14 protein-coding genes are annotated in these 16,859 nt (G+C 39.7%); 4 read left to right on the top strand and 10 right to left on the bottom strand.

The features are described from left to right. Nucleotides 1–49: 49 nt before the first annotated feature. Nucleotides 50–670, bottom strand: a complete 621-nt coding sequence (locus AC1PJP_RS14785; protein ID WP_013197801.1) for a TetR/AcrR family transcriptional regulator — start codon at nt 668–670, stop codon at nt 50–52. A 166-nt stretch (nt 671–836) separates the two neighbouring features. On the opposite strand from AC1PJP_RS14785, the gene AC1PJP_RS14780 reads away from it, so the two are divergent. Together AC1PJP_RS14780 and AC1PJP_RS14775 are read left to right on the top strand one after the other, a co-directional pair. Then, a complete protein-coding gene (locus AC1PJP_RS14780) occupies nt 837–2,414 on the top strand; it encodes an MFS transporter (protein WP_013197800.1) in 1,578 nt (525 codons plus the stop codon). Next, nucleotides 2,411–3,496: an HlyD family secretion protein gene (locus tag AC1PJP_RS14775; protein WP_192454489.1), complete on the top strand. Its 1,086-nt coding sequence runs from the start codon at nt 2,411–2,413 to the stop codon at nt 3,494–3,496. Before AC1PJP_RS14780 ends, AC1PJP_RS14775 begins: the two co-directional genes overlap by 4 nt. A gap of 78 nt (nt 3,497–3,574) precedes the next feature. Here the strand turns inward: AC1PJP_RS14775 and AC1PJP_RS14770 are convergent, their stop codons facing one another. The 6 genes from AC1PJP_RS14770 to AC1PJP_RS14745 form a co-directional block, all read right to left on the bottom strand. Then, the gene (locus AC1PJP_RS14770) at nt 3,575–4,831 is read right to left on the bottom strand and encodes an OprD family outer membrane porin (protein WP_479767452.1); all 1,257 of its coding nucleotides are present in this window, start codon (nt 4,829–4,831) and stop codon (nt 3,575–3,577) included. Between the two features lie 78 nt (nt 4,832–4,909). Next, nucleotides 4,910–6,253: an MFS transporter gene (locus AC1PJP_RS14765; protein WP_192454491.1), complete on the bottom strand. Its 1,344-nt coding sequence runs from the start codon at nt 6,251–6,253 to the stop codon at nt 4,910–4,912. 111 nt (nt 6,254–6,364) lie between these two features. After that, a complete protein-coding gene (locus AC1PJP_RS14760; protein ID WP_192454492.1) occupies nt 6,365–7,066 on the bottom strand; it encodes a fumarylacetoacetate hydrolase family protein in 702 nt (233 codons plus the stop codon). 31 nt (nt 7,067–7,097) lie between these two features. Further along, entirely contained in the window at nt 7,098–7,736 is a 639-nt protein-coding gene (gene maiA / locus AC1PJP_RS14755; protein WP_005305574.1) for a maleylacetoacetate isomerase, read from the bottom strand. Further along, a complete protein-coding gene (locus AC1PJP_RS14750) occupies nt 7,733–8,953 on the bottom strand; it encodes a 3-hydroxybenzoate 6-monooxygenase (protein ID WP_013197795.1) in 1,221 nt (406 codons plus the stop codon). The genes maiA and AC1PJP_RS14750 overlap by 4 nt, the downstream gene beginning before the upstream one ends. Nucleotides 8,954–8,980: 27 nt before the next feature. Beyond that, nucleotides 8,981–10,018 (bottom strand): cupin domain-containing protein, encoded by a 1,038-nt coding sequence (locus AC1PJP_RS14745; RefSeq protein WP_013197794.1) that lies wholly within the window; start codon nt 10,016–10,018, stop codon nt 8,981–8,983. 154 nt (nt 10,019–10,172) lie between these two features. Here AC1PJP_RS14745 and AC1PJP_RS14740 point away from each other — a divergent pair, with 154 nt between their 5' ends. Next, nucleotides 10,173–11,066 (top strand): LysR family transcriptional regulator, encoded by an 894-nt coding sequence (locus tag AC1PJP_RS14740; RefSeq protein WP_013197793.1) that lies wholly within the window; start codon nt 10,173–10,175, stop codon nt 11,064–11,066. 98 nt (nt 11,067–11,164) lie between these two features. On the opposite strand, the gene AC1PJP_RS14735 is transcribed toward AC1PJP_RS14740, so the two are convergent. From AC1PJP_RS14735 to aptA, 3 genes are all read right to left on the bottom strand, one after another. Beyond that, nucleotides 11,165–12,556, bottom strand: coding sequence for an amino acid permease (locus AC1PJP_RS14735; RefSeq protein ID WP_013197792.1), 1,392 nt, complete (start codon nt 12,554–12,556; stop codon nt 11,165–11,167). 108 nt (nt 12,557–12,664) lie between these two features. Beyond that, the gene (locus AC1PJP_RS14730) at nt 12,665–14,230 is read right to left on the bottom strand and encodes a CoA-acylating methylmalonate-semialdehyde dehydrogenase (protein ID WP_013197791.1); all 1,566 of its coding nucleotides are present in this window, start codon (nt 14,228–14,230) and stop codon (nt 12,665–12,667) included. Between the two features lie 54 nt (nt 14,231–14,284). Continuing rightward, the gene (aptA, locus tag AC1PJP_RS14725) at nt 14,285–15,667 is read right to left on the bottom strand and encodes an omega-aminotransferase AptA (protein ID WP_323740163.1); all 1,383 of its coding nucleotides are present in this window, start codon (nt 15,665–15,667) and stop codon (nt 14,285–14,287) included. A gap of 96 nt (nt 15,668–15,763) precedes the next feature. On the opposite strand from aptA, the gene AC1PJP_RS14720 reads away from it, so the two are divergent. Next, nucleotides 15,764–16,681 (top strand): LysR family transcriptional regulator, encoded by a 918-nt coding sequence (locus AC1PJP_RS14720; RefSeq protein WP_479767448.1) that lies wholly within the window; start codon nt 15,764–15,766, stop codon nt 16,679–16,681. The last annotated feature ends 178 nt before the right edge of the window (nt 16,682–16,859 follow it).

The following is a 16,859-nucleotide window of genomic DNA, read 5'->3' as shown; positions in this document are numbered from 1 at the left end:
TTTTTAACTTCTACATCTAGAGCTTATAGATAGAATAAAATTTCCTAAATTAACTTGGCTTGTAATTGATATTTTTCATAAATAGATCAACAGCATATTCAACCCAAGTACTAATTTCACTATCAGAAATTGCATAATTAGGATGTGTCAGACACTTTAGATGGGCATCACTTCGTAATAATGCCAAGAAGATATTTGCTGCTATATCAGCAGAAGAATTTAACTCAATCTCATTATTTTTTTGAGATTTTTCAAGATAACCCGCAATAATATTTGCAAGCTTTTGTGGACCTACTTCAAAGAATTTTTCAGATAACTCTGGAAATCTAACTGCTTCTGCAATACAAACTCTAAAAAATGCCAATCCTGAATGCGACAATATAAAACACAGGTAAGTTTTCCCAATCTCGGTTAAAGCTGAGCGTAAATTTTCAGCTTTTGTCTCGACTAAAATAATTTGCTCTTGCATGTTCCTGCATTGACGTTCAATCACCGCAGCGAACATCGCTTCTTTATTTTTATAGCACCCATACATCGTTGCTTTTGAAACACCCGCTTCCTTTTGAATCATGTCTGTCGTTGTTCCACTAAAACCGTGAATCAAAAAAAACTTGGTTGCTGCATCCAGAATTTTTTGATCTTTTTCATTAGCTTTAGTTGAAACTGACATATTGACCTTATAAAAATTTTAGCGATTTCATTCTAAGTGTAACTCATCGAAAAGTTCAAAATCGAGAATTGACGGAAATTTAATTAGAGAGTAGAGTACCGATCGGTACAGTACAGTAAATATCTACTCCTTGCAATGAATGGATGTTTAAGATTTAAGGTAAAAAATGAATACAAAGCCACTCATCGGTTTAGCAGGTGCAATATTTGCTGCAATGACTGTTGAATTTAACAACCGAATCACCAGCATTACCTTAGTCGACATTCGTGGCGCGATGGGAATTAGTGTTGACTCTGGCTATTGGGTCAACAGTATTTACGCGAGTGCCATGATTATTGGCATGATTCTGTCTACCAGTTGGGCAGTCATTTTTTCTATGCGCAGAGTTCTGCTTTTTGCTATAGGACTTTGCCTCTTTTCTAGCGTTTTAATTCCTTTTAGTCCAAATATCGAAATCTTTTACTTATTGCGAGGCTTACAAGGTCTTGCCAATGGTCTAACCATTCCTTTGCTCATGGCCTGTGCGCTTAGATTTTTAGGACCTGACATTCGGCTATGGGGTCTCGCCTGCTACGCATTAACTGCAACATTCTTTCCTAACCTAAGTGCTGCACTCTCTGCTTTTTATTTAGATGTGATTGGCTGGAAAATGATATTTTTCCAAACCATTCCTTTTTGTGCGCTAAGTGCTGCACTAGTGTATTTTGGTATTCCCCAAGATCCATTGAATTATTCAAGAATAAAAACTTACGATTGGATGGGTGCCATTTTAGCGATTATTAGCTTAGCCAGCCTGAGCACCATGTTGTTGCATGGCAACCATTTAGACTGGTTCCATTCTCAATTAATTTGTGTATTAGCCTTAATTAGTGCAATTACTTTACCTTGGTTTTTCATACATGAATGGCGTTATCCGTCACCACTCATTAAACCGCAAATGCTCGAAATCAGAAATTTTGCTTATGCTGTTTTCGCACTCTTTTGCTTTGTCATTATTGGTATGTCAACCAGCACATTACCACTCAATTACTTAAGTGCAGTGCATGGCTATAAACCCACTCAGACCATGTGGATTGGCTTACAAATTGCGGCATTGCAATTTATCTATATTCCTATTGTTGTGAAGCTTTTAAATCAAGCTTGGGTGGATAGCCGATATGTGCATGGGTTTGGTTTACTTCTGGTCATTGCGGGTTGCCTAGGTGCAAGTCAACTTGATACCACATGGAATCAAGATCAATTTTATTTTTGGCATGCAATCTCATGTTTGGGACAAACCTGTGTCGTGCTCTCGCTCTTAATGATGGGAACAAACAGCGTTCACCCGACCATGGCAATTTATGCATCACCAATGATTAATACTCCGCGTGCGATTAGCGGTGTACTGGGTGTATGTATTTTGGATTGGATCAATCGAGTGCGCGGTGAATACCATTCAACACGGCTGATTGAAAACACCGCCCAACATGTTTTCCAAAATATTCAAGGTCCTGTCATTAATCCACTTACTCCACCTGTGCTCACCGCAAATGGTGCAGATCGTGTTTCAGGTGGTTTATCTGCCCTAAATTCTGCGATTCAAGCGCAACAATCTGTTTTAGTTATTAGCGATCAATATCTCATCTTAGCTGGCCTTACCGCTATTTTGTTCATCGTGATGTTGATTTTGCCAGTTCGAACTTATCCGCCACGTATTGCTCTCATTAAGTTAATGAATAGTCATAACTCAGGAAAATCTTTATGAGTACTCTCGAAGCCCAAGATACCATCCACACCGAACCACCTAAGTTAACAAAGGTGCAATATCTCAAAAAGCATTGGGTTATGGTTATTGCGTTCATTATTGTCTTAGCATCTATTTTGTGGGTTTTAAAACTTATATTTTTACCATCTTCGATTATTGAAACAGACGATGCGCATGTGGATGTAGAGTACTCAACCATTGCCCCTAAAGTATCTGGCAATATTGAAGAAATTTATATTAAAGATCATCAGACCGTAAAAAAAGGCCAACTTTTAGCAAGGATTGATGCACGTGATTATCAAGCTGCTTTAGCTGAAGCTGAATCGAATTATGCAAAAGCACAAGCTGACGTGAGTGAAGCGATGCTCGCAGTTGATAGACAACCCACTGTTATTCGAGAAACCGAAGCACAGCTGAGAAAAGTAGAAGCTGGGATTAAACTCACAAAAGATAATACGGCGCGTTATGAGCAACTACAGGCACTTGGGGCAGAGTCTAGATTAATTACACAACAATCTAAGACTACTTTGACGGAACAATATGCTGACTTAGACAGCAGTAAAGAAAAAGTGATTGATGCACAGTATCAGCTCAACCAATACAAGATTCAGGTACAAGCCAAACAAGCTGCTCTTAAACAAGCACAAGCGGCACTTGATAAAGCAAAACTGAATTTGAGCTATACAGAAGTTCGTGCACCTATTGATGGCATGATTGGTCAAAAGTCAGCTAACGTAGGTAACTTTGTGAGCGCTGGTAATCCACTCATGGTGGTTGTGCCTTTAGACCAAGTCTATGTAGAAGCAAACTTCCGTGAAATTGAGCTAAAACAAATTAAGATCGGACAACCTGTTAATGTCTATGTAGATGCTTATAACGTTGAGCTAAAAGGCGTTGTAGATAGTTTCTCTCCATCTACTGGCGCATTTTTCTCTCCGATCTCTGCGACCAATGCGACTGGTAACTTTACCAAGATTGTTCAGCGTCTACCTTTACGAATCAAGCTTGTTGAAAATCAAAAAGACGTTAAATTATTACGTCCTGGTTTATCTGTTTTAGTCTCTATTGATACGAATAAATAGATAGTCTAGATTTCAAAATATGAGAGACAAAGAGACCATTTACGGTCTCTTTTTTAATGATGAACTTTAAAAACGTCTTTAAAACTTTTTGGTGTAGTTTACAAACAAGCGATCTTCGCCAAAATCATTGCCATGTTTTACGTTGTAATCAATACGAATGTATTGAAGAGCGACGCCTTTTAAGAATGGCTGTTGAAATGCATAGTTTAAAATCACATTCGACTCGGTTTCGTGGTTTTTCTCACCATTCGCTGCTTTGAAATCATGGCCGTAAACATATTTCACCATTGCATTTAGGCCCGCTACATAGTCTTTAAAGTCATAGCCGTACATGACATGGTAAGACTTTTCGTCTTCTTTAAAGAATCCGGTGGCATTCCAGTTAATGAAATAAGTCTCTGGCAAAAAGCCATCCGGTAGAGGGTAAGCCGACTCACCCATAATTTGTTGATAACCTAAACCAAAGGTATGATTTTTTACTTTGAGAGTTTCTAGCACCCCAATGTTTTGCGCATCAATATCAAAAGTATTGCCATCATCCTTTGCATTGAAGTATTTAAACTTAGAGGTGAGGGCAAAATTAGGTTGTTTCCAATTATGCTCAAGTCCAACATAGTGTTTGTTGTAGAGGTCTTCCAAGTTACCAAAGTAGTATTCGCCCTTGAGTGACGGCGTAAATTGATAGCGCAGATCAATATAATTTAAGCCATCAGATTCTTTAGTCATTCCATTTGCTGTGAAAGAAAACTTTTTAAAGTCTTCTTCATTTCGTGGTGACACTTTTTCAACCCGACCAATTTCAGCATAGAGCTGATCTGAAAGTTGCGACTTAAGATTGGTTCCCCAATAAGAGGCAAGCAATTGTCGGCTGGCATCCACAGCCGTTACAGGCAGGTCTAACCAGAGTTCACCGACACTCAGCAAGGTTTTGTCATAGCCCAGTTTTAAAGTCGCGCCGTATTTTAAAAAGTCAGATGCTTGAGATTGTGTTTCCTTGTTAAAAGGTAAAACCGTGTCCGCAACGTGTTTGTCTGAACTTAAGCGCACAGCATATTGAACAGAAGCATCGGCCCCAATCGTAATGGGTTTGTCTGCAATTTGCAGTGTAGTGTCATGCATTTTCGATTTATAAAATAACGATGCTGCTTGAGACCAACTGCCCGTATCTTTGAGCGCATCATTATCAAAATTACGGTTGATATAGGCATTCTTTAGCGTGAACTTCCATTCATCTTCGCTTTGTTGAGTGGTATCTGCTGCCCACAACAACGAATGACCACTACAGATAAATAAAAGAGTAGAAAACTTTAAATATGGTGTTTTTAAATATTTCATGAAACAAATCATCCTTTAATTATTGTCTGCGCCATCCTTTGGCACAGACATATATTTGTTCAGTGGAATCGTGTTATCTCAATTCGAAGCGACTAAAACTTGAGACCGATTTTTCTTTAAACGTTTAATAAGTAACAACGAAACCGCGGCACAAAATGCTGGTATCGCTAAAATACTTAGAATTTCAAAACTGGAGAGATTTAATGACATTAACCAGCCGCCCATAATTGATCCCACAATCGAACCTGAGCGCCCTACTGCATTGGCCCAACTTACCCCTGTTGCACGACAATGTGTTGGATAAAAACTAGATGCAAAAGCGTTTGCTCCCACTTGCGAACCACTAATCCCTGCACCTACCCCAAACATAGCAAACATCAATAAAGCCGTATTTGCCTGTTCAATTCCAAACCCTAAACAAATCAGGAAAAAACCACCAAAAACATAAGCCGTACTTAAAATTTTGGTTGCATCCATCTTATCCATTAGTAGGCCTAAGACAATCGCACCAATGGTTCCACCTATTTGGAAAATTGAAGTCAGCCATGATGCATTGGATAAATTGAAGCCTTCATTGGTCAATAAAGTAGGCATCCAACTTGAAATCATATAAATAATGAGAAGGCTCATAAAAAAGGTAAACCAAATCAAAAAGGTGCCTAAAGCAAAGCCTTTATTAAACAAATCTTTCAAGCTTGATTTTTCGACTTCATTGACTGTTGGAACCAACGTAGGAGTGCTATTTAAATGCGGTGCGATACGGTGAATAATCTTTTCAATTTTCTCGGTGCCTTTCTTTTTAAGCACTAAAAATCGAATAGATTCAGGTAATAAAAAATATAAGAAAGGTACAGTCGCTAAAGGTAATACTCCCCCAATGAGCAAAATACCGTGCCAACCAATATGAGGAAGTAGCTGAGCCGAAAAAATACCACCAAGAGCAGAACCCACTGTAAAGCCACAGAACATCATGGTTACAAGATTAGACCGACGAGATGTAGGCGCATATTCAGAGGTTAAAGTAATTGCATTAGGTAAAGCCCCACCTAAACCTAAACCAGTGAGAAATCTCCAAATAATCAGGGTTTGTAAATCTGCTGAAAAAGAGGCAAAAACACTGGCAATTCCAAACATAATCACCGAACCAATCAAAATCGGTTTACGGCCTAATTTATCGGATAACGGTCCGAAAATGAGTGCACCTGCCATCAGCCCAAATAAGCCAGCGCCAAATAAAGGTGCCAAATCGGTTGCTTGCAACCCCCATTCTGCCTTTAAAGCAGGTGCAATAAATCCAACTGCTGCGGTATCGAAACCATCAATCGCAACAATCAAAAAACACAACCACATGATTAATTTTTGCAAAGACGATAGCGGTATTCCATCAATGAAACTTTGTACGTCTATAGAATTTTGAGACATGAGAGCTCCTTTCGCCAATACATTGGCGTATATGCAATCCTTAGCAAAGGTGCCCAACTTTATTTTTTATTTAGGTTGAGCACCTATTTCAATAAATCAGATCAATTTGATTTATTTCACATTCACCGTAATTCCAGTCAGTCCGGTAATGTCTGCACGCATAACATCACCTTTTACTACCGCACCCACGCCTTCTGGAGTTCCTGTAAAAATCAAATCACCTGCTTTTAGTTCAAATAGCGTAGACAAATTGGCAATCGTTTCAGCCACAGACCAAATCAGGTGGCTGACATCGCTGTGCTGTTCGGTTTTACCATTTACCGTTAAATGAATATCGGCATTATTGATTTCACCCGTTTGAGTAATAGGATGAATTAGGCCAACTGGTGCAGAAAAATCAAAAGCCTTACCGATTTCCCATGGGCGACCTTTTTCACGCATTGCCATCTGTAAGTCACGGCGTGTCATATCTAAACCGACGGCATAGCCGTAGATATAGTTCACTGCATCCTCAACCGATACATTTTTGGCATCTTTACCAATTGCAACAACCAACTCAATTTCATAATGAAAATTTGAAGTTTCAGATGGATATGGAATATCAACCGCATCTGTATTTACCGGAACAATCGACTCAAGATCATTTGGCTTACAAAAGAAAAATGGTGGTTCACGGTCTGGATCAAAACCCATTTCACGTGCATGAGCAGCATAGTTACGTCCGACACAATACACACGGCGTACTGGAAATTTATGCTCTGAGCCGTGAATAAATAGACCAGCAGTGGTCATTGGTTCAAAAATAAATGACATGTTAAATTCCTTCTATTAAGTTAATCACGACTCAAAATGCGTCAGCCTGCTGTTCAGGTGCTGCTTTTTGAAATGCTTCTAAGGTCATGCAATGTTGATAAATTTCATTAATGTTTGGATAAGCCGATAAATCGACTTTAAAACGCTCGGCAGAAACGACTTGTGGAACTAAATAAGCATCTGCAATGGTCGGTTGCTTGCCATAGCAGAACTTTTCGCGATTCTGGTCTTGTTCCAAAATATGCTCCAAAGCCGTAAACCCATCCTGAATCCACTTAGCACACCATGCATTGATTTGTGCCTCATCCAGCCCTAAGTTCTGGCGTAAATATTCAAGAACACGTTTGTTGTTTAAGGGGTGAATGTCACACCCAACTAAAGCAGCAATGGCGCGGACTTTTTCACGACCCAATGCATCTGTAGGCAATAAAGCTGGTTCGGGATATTGTTCTTCTAGCCATTCGATAATGGCTGGACTTTGCAACAAGTTCCCCGATTCAGTTTCAAGTACTGGTACAAACCCTTGCGGATTTAAGGCTTTAAAAGCAGCTTGATGGTGTTCATTTTTAGCGAGCGAGATATAAGTTGCTTCGTAAGCCAAACCCTTTAGGTTCAACACAATGCGAGTTCGATGCGATGTACCGCTACGGAAAAAGCTATAGAGTTTCATGCTACATTTCCTTGATAGTTTTTCACTGCATCAAGGCAGTTATTGACATTCCAGCCATATAACCATTCCATTGCATCATAAAAACGTTCAGTAGGACGTCCACGCCACAAATCGTTTCGAACCAAGCGTTGTACACCTTTGGCATGGTAAATTTTGCCCATTTCACGTGAAGACAAAACAATACGTGCTGTACGTGCCACACGTGCTTTTTGGTAAATATCAAAAGCTTTTAAAATGTCATGGTCAGTAACACGTAATGCTTCACCTAAAGTTACGGCGTCTTCCATCGCCATACATGCACCTTGCGCCATATATTGCGTGGTTGGATGTGCTGCATCGCCAAGTAATGTCACACGGCCAAAAGTCCATGTTTCAATCGGTTCACGGTCTGCAGTTGCCCAGCGGCGCCAACTTTTAGGTAACTCAATCAATTGACGAGCTTTCGGGCAAATTCCTTGAAAATAAGACAGCACTTCTTCTTTAGAGCCGTCGGTTACACCCCACTGTTCTTGCTCACGACTATGGAACGTCACCACAACGTTATATTCCTTTCCGCCGCGTAGTGGATAATGCACAAGGTGACAATTTGGTCCGACCCAAATACTGGCTGCATTCCATTTCAAGTCTTCAGGAAACTCGCTTTCAGGTACAACAGCACGGTAAACCACATGACCTGTAACTAATGCAGGGTCACCCACATAGGTATCACGCACAACGGATTTAACCCCGTCAGCACCAATAAGTGCCTGACCATGATATTGCTTACCATGTTGATCGGTAATCGTTACGCCAGCATCATCTTGGTCAACTTTTTGAATATGACAATTAGTGATAATTTCCAAGTTGCCGTATTGTTTAGCACCTTCGACCAATGAACCATGAATATCGGCACGGTGAATCACCGCATATGGGTTACCGAAACGTTCACGGAATTTTTCATCGGTTGGAATTTTGCCAACCTGATATTCATCAATCGCATCATGCATAACCATATAGTCGGTATAGACTGCTTTACTGCGAGCAATCTCACCAATTCCTAGCGCATCAAAGGCATGAAATGCATTCGGCCCTAGTTGAATACCTGCACCGATCTCACCAATTTCAGGTGCTTGTTCAAAAACCTGTACCTTAAAACCTTGTTTTGCCAAAGCGAGTGCAGCTGCAAACCCACCAATGCCGCCACCAGCAATTAATATCGGTTGTTGAGTATTTGACATGATTTATATCCTTATAAAATATTCTATTTACTGGCGCTCACGCACAGAGTACAAACCCAGTTTCCGTTGTAAGGGCGCTTCATCTGCAATAAACAAATAGCATGGTTGATCAGAGGTATTGATTAAATCAATATGAGAAAAACATGGCGCACATGCCGTATCAGCATTATTTAAATTGAAATCTTTCTGATCAATTTTGACTTGGAGCTGACCATCAATCACATGAAAAATTTGGGCAGTAGAGCGCGGTTGGAGCTGTAACGTTTCATTTGGTCTGAGCATTAAAGCGGAGTAACCAATAATATTTTGACAGTCATCGCCGGTTTCAGGATTGATGTAAGTCACCTGAATTGGTGCTTGATGATTTTCATCATCTGCAAGTGCATGCAAAACTTTTTTGGTTTCTTTCCAAGAGTAACGCATGATCGGATACGAGGCATTTTCACGGGTAAAATGTGCTGTTGGTACGATGCCCGTTCCATAATGATGAGCATTTCCGGCACTGGTCACTTTTTGGATTTCACCCGGTTGTACATAAGAAGCTTCCATGTAATAAACCAAAGGTAAATCCAGTACATCTAACCAGATCACAGGCTCATCGCCATCATGTCCATGTTCATGCCACAGCCCTGATGGTGTAAGGATTAAATCCCCATGCTCCATCATGCATTTTTGACCTTCAACCGTCGTATATGCACCTTCACCCTCAACAATCAGACGTACTGCATTTGGGGTATGTCGATGTGATGGTGCCCACTCTTTTGGCAACAAAAGCTGCATGCCAAGATACATGACCGAACTGGCTTTCATATTTTCCAGACCATGTCCGGGATTTGCTAAAACCAATACACGGCGTTCAGCTTTTTCAATTGGTGTTAACTCACCTGCTTCGAGCAATAAAGGTTTAATATTCTGAAAATACCAAGCGGTTGCTACGGTCTGCGGCATCGGTTTATGCGGAGGTAATACATTGCGTAAACTTGGCCATAAAGGGACTAAATTTGATTCTTCAAGTTGACCAAGATAACGTTTCGGTAAGTCATCTAGCGTTGCTAACTGTTCCATTTCAGATCCTCTATTTAAGGCCAATTGGTACAAGAATGCTTTGTACTTTTACGACCTATTCTTCCTTGATCATCAATGTAACAATCGAAAATTGTTGAATCCATGCACAAAAAGCAATAGTCTGTATTGATAAAATCAATAGAAGGAAATTAAAGTGTTTGATCTTGATACTCGGCTTTTACAAATTTTCTTTGAAATTTATAAACATAGCAGTGTGTCTAAAGCTGCCGAACAGCTAGAAATTGGACAACCAACTTTAAGTATTGCGTTAAATAAATTACGTGAGCATTTTCAGGACCCACTTTTTGTCCGTATTGAAAATAAGATGCAACCTACTGAGTTATCTAAACAAATATATCCGCTGGTTGTAGAAATTCTGAACCGACTAAAACTGGTTCAAAACTACAATATTGAATTTGATCCTCAGACTTCAAATTATCAATTTAAAATTAGCATGACTGATATTAGTCATCTGGTTTTATTACCTAAACTGATCAATTATTTACGTGCCCATGCGCCTAATATTCGCTTAGAAATTGTCCCTATTGATGCCAATACACCAGTCATGATGTCAAATGGAGACATTGATTTAGCCATTGGTTTTTTGCCTCAGCTTGAAGCAGGTTTTTATCAGCAAACACTTTTCCAGCAACGTTATATTTGTATTGCCAGTAAAGAACACCCGAGGCTTACAGGCACAACGCTTTCAGACCAAGAGTTTCGCCAAGAGCTACATGTCGATATTTTTGCAACGGGTGGACACTACGTGCTGGAGCATGAGTTACAAAAACTGGGAGTAAACCGAAATATTCTGGTTCGTTTGCCAAGCTATTTAGGGGTTGGCTTGGTTGTTCAAGACACAGACGCGATTGCGACTATTCCTCATTATTTAAGTCAGGTGCTTTTAGTCAGAGGTGGTTTAAAAGTTTTAGAACCGCCTTATCATTTTCCGACTTATAGCGTAAAGCAGCATTGGCATGCACGAGTTCACCAAACACCAAGCAACCAATGGTTAAGAAGAGTATGTTTTGAACTTTTTTCTGAATAGAAAATTTAACAGACACTATTGAAATCTAATAAAACAAAAAGACTTTGCATAGATGAATAAAATTTCACTACACAAAGTCTTTATAAACTCTTTTTTAATTAGTCTAAATTCATGGCAACCGATCTGGTTGCTTTACGCTTTCGCGTGACAAACAACCCGCAAATGACCACCAATAAAGTTACGCCTAAAGATAAAGTAGTTTCATAACTATAGGTAGGTGATAAGAACATATAACCTAAAACAGTCATAATCACTAAAATTACAAACCACGTTAACCAAGGGAACAACCACATTTTAAAAGATATAGCTGCGCCCTCTTTTTCCAATTTATGTCTTAACCGTAATTGTGAAAATGCAATTACAAGATAAACCAGTAATGCGATTGAACCTGTGGTGGATAGCAAGAATCCAAAGACTTGGCCTGGAAACATATAGTTAACCGCACAGCAAATCACACCAACCAAAGTCGATAAAAATACAGCTGAAGTCGGCACACCTGCTCTATTAATCTTTGTTACAATACTCGGTGCTTCATGGCGTGTACCTAAGGCAAATAACATTCGAGACGAGGTATAAACTGCGGCATTCATACAGCTTGCAACCGCAATAAAAACGACAGCGTCCATAATCAATTTAGTTTCAGGTACATTTAAACTCATTAATACAAACTGGAAGGTACCGAATTTTTGTAAGTCTGGGGAACGCCAATCGACCAAGGCAACAGCAAGAAAAATTGAAACAACAAAGAATAAAATAATTCGATAAAGTACTAAATTCGTTGCACGTTTAATTTTTTCTTCTGGATTTTTAGATTCTGCCGCTGCAATAGAAAGAATTTCTATTCCAAAAAATGAAAATGCTGAGATTAAAATTGCTGACAAAACACCGCCCATTCCGTGTGGCATAAAACCACCATTTGAAAATAGGTTACCAACACCACTCACATTTGTTGCTAAAGGCCACATTCCAAAGACAGCCATTGCTCCAATGATAATAAACACTACAATCGCAATGACTTTAATGAGTGCAAACCAAAACTCAAATTCACCAAAGCTTTTGGTACTAAAAAAATTAGCTAGACTGAGTAAAATAATAAAGGCAAATGCATAAACGGCACTAGAAATTTGCGGGAACCATGAGTGTAAAATTTCAGCTCCAGCAATGGCTTCGATTGGAATCACCAACACCCAAAACCACCAATATAACCATCCAATGGTAAACCCAGCCCAAGGGCCAATGGCTTTACGGGCATATGTAGAAAATGAACCTGTGTCAGGTTGCGCGACCGCCATTTCACCCAGCATGCGCATGACCAGAAAAACTAAAATACTTGTAATTATATAAGCGAGTACGGCAGCAGGCCCTGCTTTTGCAATTGCCGCAGAAGAACCTACAAATAAACCTGCACCAATAACGCCACCAATACTAATCATGGTGACATGTCGATTAGAAAGTCCTTCACTTAATTTTATTGTTTTATCATTGTTCATATTCGATTCCTTCAAATTGACAAACTGATTTTAAAACCGTCTTAAAAATGTACTTCTCCAACTTGTACGAAACAAAAAAGGGAAAATCAGAGTTTTCCCTTTTATTGATTAATTTAATGTAGGCATCGCAAATTGTTTAGCTTCACGAAGCTGAGTTGAAGGCCAACGTTGGGTAATGGTTTTACGGCGTGTATAAAAACGCACACCATCTGGACCATATGCATATAAATCACCGAACAATGAACGCTTCCAACCACCAAAGCTATGATACGCAACTGGTACAGGTAATGGCACATTAACCCCAACCATACCAACTTGAATATTGCTCGTAAAATAACGAGCAGCCTCACCATCACGAGTGTAAATACATGTTCCATTACCATATTCATGGTCGTTAATCAGTTGCATTGCATCTTGCATGGTTTGTACACGAATGACCTGTAAAACAGGACCAAATATTTCTTGCTGGTAACTTGTCATGTCTGGCGAAACTTGGTCAATTAAAGTCGGCCCAACAAAAAAACCGTTTTCATAACCTGTCGGTTTTGCATCACGACCATCCACAACAATTTTAGCACCTTGTTGCTCTGCACTTTGAATAAAAGCTTGCACTTTGTCTTTATGTGCTTGCGTAATGAGCGGTCCGAAGTCATTACGCTCATCTGCATAGTGTCCAAACTTCAATTGTTTCATTTCTTGTTTTAGTTTTTCAATCACAACATCGGCCACTTCATCGCCAATAGCAACTGCGACTGATAACGCCATACAACGTTCGCCAGATGAGCCAAATGCAGCACCTAACAAAGATGTCACGACGTTATCAATATCGGCATCAGGCATAATAATCGCATGATTTTTTGCTCCGCCTAAAGCTTGGCAGCGCTTACCACTCGCCGTTGCCGTACGGTATATGTACTCTGCAATAGGCGTTGAACCGACAAAACTAACCGCTTGAATTTTAGGATGATGTAGCAACGTATCAACTGCTTCTTTATCGCCATTTACAACGCTAAAAACACCATCAGGCAATCCCGCCTGTTTTAGAAGCTCCGCTAAAAATAAAGCGGCAGAAGGCGCTTTTTCCGAAGGTTTTAAAATAAAACAATTACCGCAAACAATTGCCATCGGGAACATCCACAACGGAACCATTGCAGGAAAGTTAAAAGGCGTAATACCTGCAACCACACCTAACGGTTGGAACTCACTCCACGAATCAATATCTGGACCCACATTTTTTGAATATTCACCTTTTAAAAACTCAGGCGCACCACATGCATACTCAACATTTTCAATCCCACGTTGTAATTCACCTTTGGCATCATGGCAAATTTTTCCGTGTTCTTCTCCAATGAGTTGGCAAAGCTTGTCAGCATTTTCTTCGAGTAATTGCTTAAATTTAAACATCACACGCGCACGTTTAATCACTGGTGTATCACGCCATGCTGGAAAAGCCTGCTCTGCAATTTGAACCACTTGATTGACCAACTCTGTATCTGCAAGTGCAACTTCTTTTGTACTCTCACCTGTCGCTGGGTTATAAACAGGTTGTTTCTTGGTATTTTTAGTGACAAGTCCACCATCAATAAAATGCCCTACTACTTTAATGGTTTGTTGGCTCTGATTTGTGTCTGTGTGAGCGCCAGTGTTGCTGTCAAAATTCTCTAAAGTGTTCATCTTTATTCCTTGTGTCTATTCATCTTGTCCAATTAAGTTCTAAGTCGACCAGTGTTATTTCACTTGATAAATTGCCTCACCCACGGCATTCATGAGTCGTTGCAACTCAGCTTCAGTGCTATTAAACATTGGACCAAACTGAAGCGTATCTCCGCCAAAACGGACGTAAAAACCCGCTTTCCAAAGTTGCATACCAATTTCAAAACCACGAATCGTCGCATCGCCGTCACGGGGTGCCAATTGCACAGCGCCAATCAGCCCGCAGTTGCGTATATCAATAATGTTTGGAGCGCCTTTTAATTCATGTAAAAGTTTTTCAAAGCTTGGAGCTAAATCAGCCGATTGATGAATTAAATTTTTCCTCTCTAAAACATCGAGTGTTGCTAAAGCCGCCGCACAGGCAACAGGATGCGCCGAATAGGTATAGCCATGGGTAAACTCAACCGCATGTTCAGGTAAATCTTGCTGCATAAAGGCATCATAAATTTCATGGCTTGCCACCACGCCACCCAGTGGAATAGCACCGTTGGTAATTTGTTTGGCAAAATTTAAAATATCTGGCGTAACGTCAAAATATTCTGAAGCCGTCCATTTCCCCATCCGCCCAAAACCAGTAATGACTTCGTCAAAAATAAGTAAGATATCGTGTTGATCACAGATTTCTCTTAAACGTTTTAAATAACCAGTCGGCGGCACAATGCATCCTGCCGAACCAGAAACTGGCTCCACAATGACTGCGGCGATATTCGAAGCATCATGTAGCTCAATTAACTTAAGCATTTCATTGGCAAGCTCTACGCCACCAGTTTCAGCACAGCCTTTAGTAAAACTTAAATTGGGTTGTAAGGTATGCGGTAAGTGGTCTACATCCATAAGCTGACCAAACATTTTTCGGTTACCACCGATACCACCAAGACTTGTCCCCGCAACGTTTACACCATGATAGCCACGGGCACGACCAATCAATTTAGTCTTGCTTGGTTTACCTTTAATGCGCCAATAGGCACGCGCCATTTTAATTGCGGTGTCGGCAGACTCTGAGCCTGAGTCGGTAAAGAACACATGCTGCAATTTTTCAGGCATAAGCTGAATAATTCGTTCAGCCAATTGAAACGACAAAGGATGACCAAATTGAAATGCTGGTGAGTAATCCAACTTTGCCAACTGAGTACTCACGGCTTGCTGAATTTCAGAAAGTGTATGCCCAGCACCGCAAGTCCACAGACCTGATAATGAGTCATAGACTTCACGGCCAGTGCTATCAATTAAATAAGACCCTTTAGCGCCGACAATCATGCGCGGATCTTTATGGAAATTACGATTTGCGGAAAATGGCATCCAATGCGCTTGATAATTTAAGCTCATCTGAGCATTTGATTGAACGGTTTCCGATGCTGCATCGTCATCAGTTAATTTGTCGATATCAAACATAATCACTCTTCTTGTTTTGAGGCTATTTTTTGAGTGTACATAGCACTATAGTTTTGATAAATTCAAATTATCTTGAGTTTAGATTTAAAAAAACAAAACTAAATGAAACCTAAAAAATTAAATCAAGTCACTGATTTTGATATTAAATTACTTAAAATATTTAAAACGGTTTGTGACTGTCACAGCTTTACGTCTGCCGAAAGTATTCTTGGTATTAGTCGTTCTGCAATTAGTTTGCATATGAGTGATTTAGAAAACCGTCTAGGCATTCGGTTATGCCAACGTGGCCGCGCAGGGTTTGCATTGACTGATGAAGGTCGTGAAATTTTAGAATATATAGAAGTGCTCACCGCCTCTATCGAAGACTTTCGCTCTAAAGTCAATCAAATGCACAACCGTCTAAAGGGCGAATTTAATATAGGTATTATTAATAACCTCGTGACCATGCCAAGTGGCTACATTACCAATACGCTGGCACAACTCGCCGAAGAACATTCTGAAGTAATCATTAACATTAGCATGAGTACGCTTTCAGATATTGAGTGTCGTGTGCTAGATAACCGTTTACATGCGGGAGCAATTCCCCTTGTGACTCCGCTGTCTGGCCTAGACTATTTTAACTTATATAGCGAAAGTTCATTTTTATATTGCGGTAAAAACCATCCCTTGTTTGGCAAATGTAGCAAGATGGATTTAGATGAATTAAAAGAATGGCAAGCTGTACTTCCCAATTATGCAATTACACCTGAAGCAGCAAAGTTGCATCAGCTTTTAGACTGTAAAGCGACAGCAAGTGACCGTGAAGGAATTGCATTTCTGATTTTAACAGGAAAATTCTTAGGTTTTTTACCCGACCACTATGCAAAAAAATGGGTTGAAGATGGTTTTATGCAAGCTGTTTCAAAAGAAAAAATGCATTACAGCACACCCATTTGTTTAATTACTCATAAAGGCAAAAACCACAATATTATTTTAAAAACTTTTATGGAGATGCTTGAGAAGCGGATTATTGGGGGTTAGAAATCTTTATATTAATAGAGCTGTTCTATTAATTCATGGAAGTATAATATAGAACTTATTAAGAATAAGTTACTATTTTATAGAGCGAAGCCCATTTAAAATGGGCAATCATTAATTAGAGTAAGATATATTGATACATCTACATTTTGGAAATGTTAAGAGTAGAGGTATTTTGAAT

Source organism: Acinetobacter sp. V116_7 (genome assembly GCF_056735735.1).
Note: the sequence above shows the minus strand (reverse complement) of the source record. Positions and strands in the feature narration are given on the sequence as shown.

Bases quoted from the DNA above. Each gene is read 5' to 3' on its own strand.
- AC1PJP_RS14750 (WP_013197795.1), bottom strand. From the start codon at position 8,953: ATGTCAAATACTCAACAACCGATATTAATTGCTGGTGGCGGCATTGGT.
- AC1PJP_RS14765 (WP_192454491.1), bottom strand. From the start codon at position 6,253: ATGTCTCAAAATTCTATAGACGTACAAAGTTTCATTGATGGAATACCG.
- AC1PJP_RS14780 (WP_013197800.1), top strand. From the start codon at position 837: ATGAATACAAAGCCACTCATCGGTTTAGCAGGTGCAATATTTGCTGCA.
- AC1PJP_RS14775 (WP_192454489.1), top strand. From the start codon at position 2,411: ATGAGTACTCTCGAAGCCCAAGATACCATCCACACCGAACCACCTAAG.
- AC1PJP_RS14745 (WP_013197794.1), bottom strand. From the start codon at position 10,018: ATGGAACAGTTAGCAACGCTAGATGACTTACCGAAACGTTATCTTGGT.
- AC1PJP_RS14785 (WP_013197801.1), bottom strand. From the start codon at position 670: ATGTCAGTTTCAACTAAAGCTAATGAAAAAGATCAAAAAATTCTGGAT.
- AC1PJP_RS14760 (WP_192454492.1), bottom strand. From the start codon at position 7,066: ATGTCATTTATTTTTGAACCAATGACCACTGCTGGTCTATTTATTCAC.
- AC1PJP_RS14720 (WP_479767448.1), top strand. From the start codon at position 15,764: ATGAAACCTAAAAAATTAAATCAAGTCACTGATTTTGATATTAAATTA.
- maiA (WP_005305574.1), bottom strand. From the start codon at position 7,736: ATGAAACTCTATAGCTTTTTCCGTAGCGGTACATCGCATCGAACTCGC.
- AC1PJP_RS14730 (WP_013197791.1), bottom strand. From the start codon at position 14,230: ATGAACACTTTAGAGAATTTTGACAGCAACACTGGCGCTCACACAGAC.
- AC1PJP_RS14770 (WP_479767452.1), bottom strand. From the start codon at position 4,831: ATGAAATATTTAAAAACACCATATTTAAAGTTTTCTACTCTTTTATTT.
- AC1PJP_RS14735 (WP_013197792.1), bottom strand. From the start codon at position 12,556: ATGAACAATGATAAAACAATAAAATTAAGTGAAGGACTTTCTAATCGA.